The following is a 6,287-nucleotide window of genomic DNA, read 5'->3' on the forward strand; positions in this document are numbered from 1 at the left end:
CCGCGACTTCAGCGGTCCCCGCCGTGAGGGCGATGACCGCGGTCCCCGTCGTGACTTCAGCGGCCCGCGCCGTGAGGGTGACGATCGTGGTCCGCGTCGTGACTTCCAGAGTGGCGGTCCGCGCCGCGACTTCAGCGGTCCCCGCCGTGAGGGCGATGACCGCGGTCCCCGTCGTGACTTCAGCGGCCCGCGCCGTGAGGGTGACGATCGTGGTCCGCGCCGCGATTTCCAGAGTGGCGGTCCGCGCCGCGACTTCAGTGGTCCCCGCCGTGAGGGTGACGACCGCGGTCCCCGTCGCGATTTCCAGAGTGGCGGCCCGCGTCGCGATTTCCAGAACCGTGACGACCGTGGCCCCCGCCGAGACGGCGACGACCGCGGCCCGCGCCGTGACTTCAGCGGCCCGCGCCGAGACGGCGATGACCGTGGCCCGCGTCGTGACTTCCAGAGCGGCGGCCCCCGCCGTGACTTCCAGCCACGCGATGACCGCGGTCCGCGTCGTGATGGCGACGATCGTGGCCCGCGCCGCGATTTCCAGAGTGGCGGCCCTCGCCGTGACTTCAACGGTCCCCGCCGTGAGGGCGATGACCGTGGTCCCCGCCGAGACTTCAGCGGCCCGCGCCGTGAGGGCGACGATCGTGCTCCGCGTCGTGACTTCAGCGGTCCCCGCCGTGAGGGCGATGACCGCGGTCCGCGTCGTGACTTCAGCGGTCCCCGCCGTGAGGGTGACGATCGTGGCCCGCGTCGTGACTTCCAGAGCGGTGGTCCTCGCCGTGACTTCCCGCCGCGCGACGATCGCGGCCCCCGTCGCGATTTCCAGGGTCGTGACGACCGTGGCCCCCGCCGTGAGGGCGACGACCGCGGTCCCCGTCGAGACTTCCAGAGTGGCGGCCCTCGCCGCGACTTCCCGCCGCGCGACGACCGCGGCCCCCGTCGCGACTTCCAGAACCGCGACGACCGCGCCCCGCGCCGTGACGGCGACGACCGCGGCCCGCGTCGTGACTTCCAGAGCGGCGGCCCTCGCCGTCCGTTCCAGAACCGTGACGAGCGTGGTTTCGCCAGTCGCGAAGACCGCCCCGACAGCGGTTTCCGCCCCCGCGACGACCGCGCCCCTCGCCGTGACGGCGACGACCGCCCCCCTCGTCGTGACTTCCAGAGCGGCGGCCCCCGCCGTCCCTTCCAGAACCGTGACGAGCGTGGTTTCGCCAGCCGCGAAGACCGCCCCGACAGCGGCTTCCGCCCCCGCGACGACCGCGCCCCCCGCCGCGACAGCGACGACCGACCCCCGCGCCGCGACTTCCAGGACCGTCCGCGCTCCGACTCCCAGGACCGCGGCCCCCGCCGCGAGTTCCAGCCGCGCGACGACCGCGGCCCCAGGCCGTTCAGCGACGACCGGGGCGAGGCCAGGGCACGGTACGGCAGGCCCGACCGCGACGACGAGCCCCAGCGCGAGCGCCTGCCCGAGCTCGAGCCCGACATCACGGCGGAAGAGCTCGAGAAGGAAGTACGCGACGAACTGCGCTCCCTTCCCGGCGACCTCGCCGAGCTCGTGGGCAAGCACCTCGTCGCCGCCGAGCGCGCCCTGGGCGAGGACGACCCCGACCGTGCGCACGAGCACACAAAGGTCGCCCGTCGGTTCGCCGCTCGCATCGGCGTAGTGCGCGAAGCAGCAGGAATCGTCGCCTACCGCGCAGGACACTTCTCCGAGGCGCTGAGCGACCTGCGCGCCGCCCGGCGCATGACGGGCTCTGATGCGTACCTCCCGATCATGGCCGACTGCGAGCGCGGCATGGGCCGCCCGGAGCGGGCTCTTGATCTCGTACGGTCACCCGAGGCGGAACGCCTCGACCGCGAGGGACGCATCGAGCTGGCCATCGTCGAGTCCGGCGCCCGCCGGGACCTTGGGCAGCACGACGCCGCGGTGATCACGCTGCAGCGCGTGCCAGAACTGCGCGACACGAAGGCGCACCCGTGGTCGGCGCGGCTGGCGTTCGCATATGCGGACGCGCTCGCCGAGGCTGGGCACGAGGAGGCGGCCACCGACTGGTTCGGCCGGGCGATGGCGTTCGACGAGGACGGCGAGACCGACGCTGCCGAGCGCTACGCCGAGCTGACCGGCGGGGTCATCGAGGACCTCGAAGAGGAATACGACGACGGCGACGTCCTCGACTCCGCCGAAGGCGAACTCCCTGACGAGGACGCCCTCGAAGACGACGATGAGGACTACGACGGAGACGAGGACGACTCGGACGAGGACGTCGACGCCCGCGCCGACCGCCGCTCATCCGGCGACGTCCTGAACGACGACGACCCCGCCGACCTCCTGGATGACGACGACGACCTTGACGACGACGACCGCGACGAGGACGACCGCGACGAGGACGAAGTCGAGGACATCGACGACGAAGACGATCGGGACGACGCCGACGAGGACGACGACCAGGAGGACGACGAGGACGACTCGGACGTTCTGCGCGACGACGTGGCAGAGGGCGGCGAGACGGCCTCTGACAGCAACGACGCTCAGGACGACATCGACGATGAAGACGATGTTCTCGACGACTCCGATGACGTGGAGATCGAAGAGGAAGAGCCCGTGAAGCCGACCGCCGCGGTCGACACCGACGCCGACCTCGAGACCCCCGCCCCCGTACGAGGCGTGGGCCCGGCGTTCATCGAGCCCGACTTCGGCGACATCCTCGACGACGCCGACGAGCCCGACACCAAGTCCAAGCCCGACGCATAACCCTGCGGCTCAGCCGTACCGACCTCATGAGGTCGGTACGGCTGAGCCCCACCAACTGCGCCATCCCAGGCCCTGCCGCAAACCCGGCCACACGACGCGCCCTGCCCAACGGGCGCTGTACGCACCACGTCCAGCGGGCCGCCGTTCACGTCCTGGGCGCGCGCTGACTCCAGCGGCCCTGCCGTACGGAGAAACAACGCGCCGATTATGCTGCCCACACCAACGACCCTTGGACAACGAGAGGCTGACGACCTTCAAGTCTGAGGGCTAGGGCGAGACCCGGTCGAGCCAGTGCAGGATCCCCGCCACATTGGACGGCGCCCCACTCAACAGCTCGAACTGCTCAGCAATCTCCTCATCCCCCTGAAGCGCCGCATACCGCTCCTTCGTGCGATCCCGCACCATAGCGACAGCGTGGTCGAGATCCATCCCCTCAGAATGCGCCTGCTTCGTCAGATCCACCCAGACCCGCAACTCCTCAGCAGACCTCTCCAACGTCTCCTTGACCGCGTCCACCGGCCCATAGTGGCTGAACAGCAACCGCTGTGGACCAAGCGCCTCAAACAGCGCGATCGAGTTGAGCGCCGTCTGCAGATCGAAGTCCGGCGGCGGCGTGGCCGGACGAAGATCACCGGTCTCCGGCAGATAGACCCCAGCGGCGTCCCCCACATACAGGTCACCGGTGGCCGAATCCACCAACCCCACGTGATGCTTGGCGTGACCAGGCGCGTAGTGGCTGCTGAGCGTCCGCCCGTTGCCCAGGTCGATCGCGCCGGTGTCGCCCAGTGCCACGATGCGCTCGGCGTCCGTAGGGGACAGTTCACCGAAGAGCGTGTCGAGCCGGTCACCCCAGACCATCCGCGCACTCGCCATCAGACGCGACGGATCGGCGAGGTGCCGAGCGCCCTTCTCATGCACCACGATCTGCGCGGACGGGAAGAACCGCGCCATATCTCCCACTCCACCCGCATGGTCGAGATGGATATGCGTAACGACCACGGTGGCCAGATCATCAGGGCCCACACCCAGCGCGGCGAGCGCGTCACGCACCACCGGCGCCGACGTCGAGGTGCCCGTCTCCACCAAACACGGGCGATCCCCGAGGATCAGATATCCCGCCGTGATCCCCGTATACCCGGCCATCCTCGTGTCGATCTCATAGACGTCGCCGCCCAGGTCGGTGATGTTTTCCACAGGTCACCCCAGTCCAGATGTCGGCCATCCCCAGAACAGCGTTCGGATCCCTGCCCGGATCTCCACATCCTAAAGACTGTTCCCCGTTCCACAGGAGGGACGCCCGGCCCCTCCGCGTCCGTTCCAGCCAGAAGGGAGCCCCGTTGTGGACCGCAACGAGGTCGTGCTCGTGGGGAAGTTGTCCGACAAGCCAGAGGAGAAGACGCTGCCCAGCGGCGACACCCTGGTGAGCTGGCGCCTGATAGTCCGCCGCAACCCCAGCCGACCCCGCGGTGCCCTGGTGGACGTGCTGCCCTGCGTAACCTTCGAACCAGGCGCCGCCGACGTGCTACGCAGCATCAAACCCCGCGACCAGATGCAGGTGTCGGGCGAGCTCCGCTGCCGCATCTTCGGCCCACCCCAGGGCAAGACCTGGCGCTACCAGGTAGAGGTCAGCACCATCACCCCACTGGAACCCATCACCATCCCCCACCCCCGACAACCACACCCCCCAACCACCCCACTGGAGCGCCAAACCAGCCAACCACCTCCCACCCGACAGCCCACCGCACCAGAACCCCACGCCCTGGCTGCCGCGCAGACCACCCCTCACGCCGAAGAGCGTTCTTCCGCAGGTACGCAAGCCACACCCACGGCCTCGCCAGGCCTCCCGGCCGCCGCACCTGGCCATCGGCCTGCACAGAGGCCCTCCGCCGACGCGCAGGCCACTACTCGCGCTGACGCACGGGCCTTCACAAACGCGCAAGCCATACCGGCAGCGGTGACGCCAGCTGCGATATCCCAAATCGGCACGCAGCCCCAAGAGCCTGAGCAACCCGCTGTCAGGGCCCTCGCCACACCAGACGCTACAAAGCCAGGGCCTGAGCAACCCCCTGCCCAAACCCTCGCCACACCCAGCGCGACCAGGCGAGTGCCCGAGCAACCCCCTGCTCAGGCACTCACCACACCAAGCGCGACCAAGCCAGAGCCTGAGCTGACCTCAGCCCCGCAACCAGCCTCAGATCCCCAACTAGCACCCGCCTGAGCTCCTCGCTCGCTCAGCCATCTCGCCTCCGCGACGAGAGCAGCTCAACTGCCGCCTCGCTGCACGGCGAGAGAGCAGCTCAACTACCGTCTCGCCCGCGGCGAGGGGGCAGCTCGACTGCCATCCCCGGTGGGGCGCTGTCAGTCGATGGCGAAGGTGCGGAGGACCAGCCCGGTCCGCGGTTTGGGGCCGAAGGAGGTGGATTTGCGTGGGACGCGTTCGCCCGCCGCCGCAACGGCGAGTACGTCGTCTACGGCGAGGGGCTTGAGGATCACCGCCGTGCCACCAGTACGTGCGGCCAGCTGCGCGGCGGCCTGCGGGTCGTGGTGGACGATCCGTACGGCCTGCTCGTCGTCCTGCATCCCCCACACCTTGGGCAACACGAACTCCGTGAGGATGGAGGTGTTCAGGGCGTTCCACCGCTCGGAGTGGTCGTCACGCATCGCGAGGCTCAGCTGCATCGGGTCCGGGTCGGTCAGCAGATGGCTGGTGGTGCCGTCGGTCAGGAGGAACGCCGGCCCGGTCGCGGCGTCGAGAGAGGTGAGTCCGCTGCTCAGGTCGGCGTAGTCGTGCACCTGCCACGAACCCTTGGCGCGGGCGGTCGCCTCTTCGACGGGCAGGCTCGGGATGACGCGATGGATCGCCTTGAGGTCGGGAGGGTACGCGCTGGAGTCGACCAGCAGCGCCAGCCCGAAGTCCCACGGCTGCCGCAACTCCCGGGCGCCAACCGGCCGCGGCCCGGCTGGTTGCTCGGCGGGCTGTTCGGTGGGGTGGGAGTGCTCCTGGCGTTGGAGTTCGCGGTAGGTGGCGTAGCGGTGGTGGCCGTCGGCGATGAGGGCTTGCCTGGGGTGGAGGTCGGCGTTGATGGCGTCGATCTCGTCGGTGGCGGTGATGGCCCACAGGCGGTGGCGTACGCCGTCGTCGGTGCGGACGTCCATGAGTGGGGTACGGCTGGTGGCCACCTTGTCCACGAGCTGCGTCGTGGTTCCAGCTGCGCCGTTGTAGAGGAGGAAGATGGGTTCGAGGTTGGCCTGGGTGGTGCCCATCAGGGCGAGCCTGTCGGCGACGGGGCCTGGCATGACGTCTTCGTGGGGGAGGACGATGCCTTGCTCGGGCGCGGCCAGGCAGACGTCGCCTATGAGGCCTCGCTGGAGGCGCTCCGGGCCGTTCTGCTCGTAGACGTAGAGGGCTGGGGTGGGGTCTGCGGCCAGCACACCGCTGGCCAGCCAGGCCCGCAGAGTGTCCCGCGCCTCGCCGTACCGCGCGGGGTCGACGGCGCCGTACCCACCAGCGGCGCCAGCCGGAGTACTCGCGCTGCCCGTGGTG

Annotated in this window: 4 protein-coding genes and 1 pseudogene; 2 read left to right on the top strand and 3 right to left on the bottom strand. The window is 69.9% G+C overall.

Annotated features, from left to right (window positions below):
* A pseudogene (locus tag ACIBG8_RS00025) lies at window positions 1-1,609 on the bottom strand (hypothetical protein); the annotation flags it as partial.
* On the opposite strand from ACIBG8_RS00025, the gene ACIBG8_RS00030 reads away from it, so the two are divergent.
* The gene (locus ACIBG8_RS00030) at window positions 1,547-2,743 is read left to right on the top strand and encodes a hypothetical protein (protein WP_397340164.1); all 1,197 of its coding nucleotides are present in this window, start codon (window positions 1,547-1,549) and stop codon (window positions 2,741-2,743) included. The pseudogene ACIBG8_RS00025 and the gene ACIBG8_RS00030 sit on opposite strands and share 63 nt — an antisense overlap.
* Window positions 2,744-3,010: 267 nt before the next feature.
* Here ACIBG8_RS00030 and ACIBG8_RS00035 read toward each other — a convergent pair whose 3' ends face one another.
* A complete protein-coding gene (locus tag ACIBG8_RS00035; protein WP_397340165.1) occupies window positions 3,011-3,937 on the bottom strand; it encodes an MBL fold metallo-hydrolase in 927 nt (308 codons plus the stop codon).
* Between the two features lie 163 nt (window positions 3,938-4,100).
* Here ACIBG8_RS00035 and ACIBG8_RS00040 point away from each other — a divergent pair, with 163 nt between their 5' ends.
* A complete protein-coding gene (locus ACIBG8_RS00040) occupies window positions 4,101-4,961 on the top strand; it encodes a single-stranded DNA-binding protein (RefSeq protein WP_397343875.1) in 861 nt (286 codons plus the stop codon).
* 140 nt (window positions 4,962-5,101) lie between these two features.
* Here ACIBG8_RS00040 and ACIBG8_RS00045 read toward each other — a convergent pair.
* Window positions 5,102-6,287, bottom strand: a 1,186-nt coding sequence (locus tag ACIBG8_RS00045) for a DUF1015 family protein (protein WP_397340166.1), incomplete at its 5' end; no start/stop codon positions are given.

The sequence above is a fragment of the Nonomuraea sp. NPDC050556 genome (assembly GCF_044457355.1).
Lineage (GTDB): Bacteria > Actinomycetota > Actinomycetes > Streptosporangiales > Streptosporangiaceae > Nonomuraea.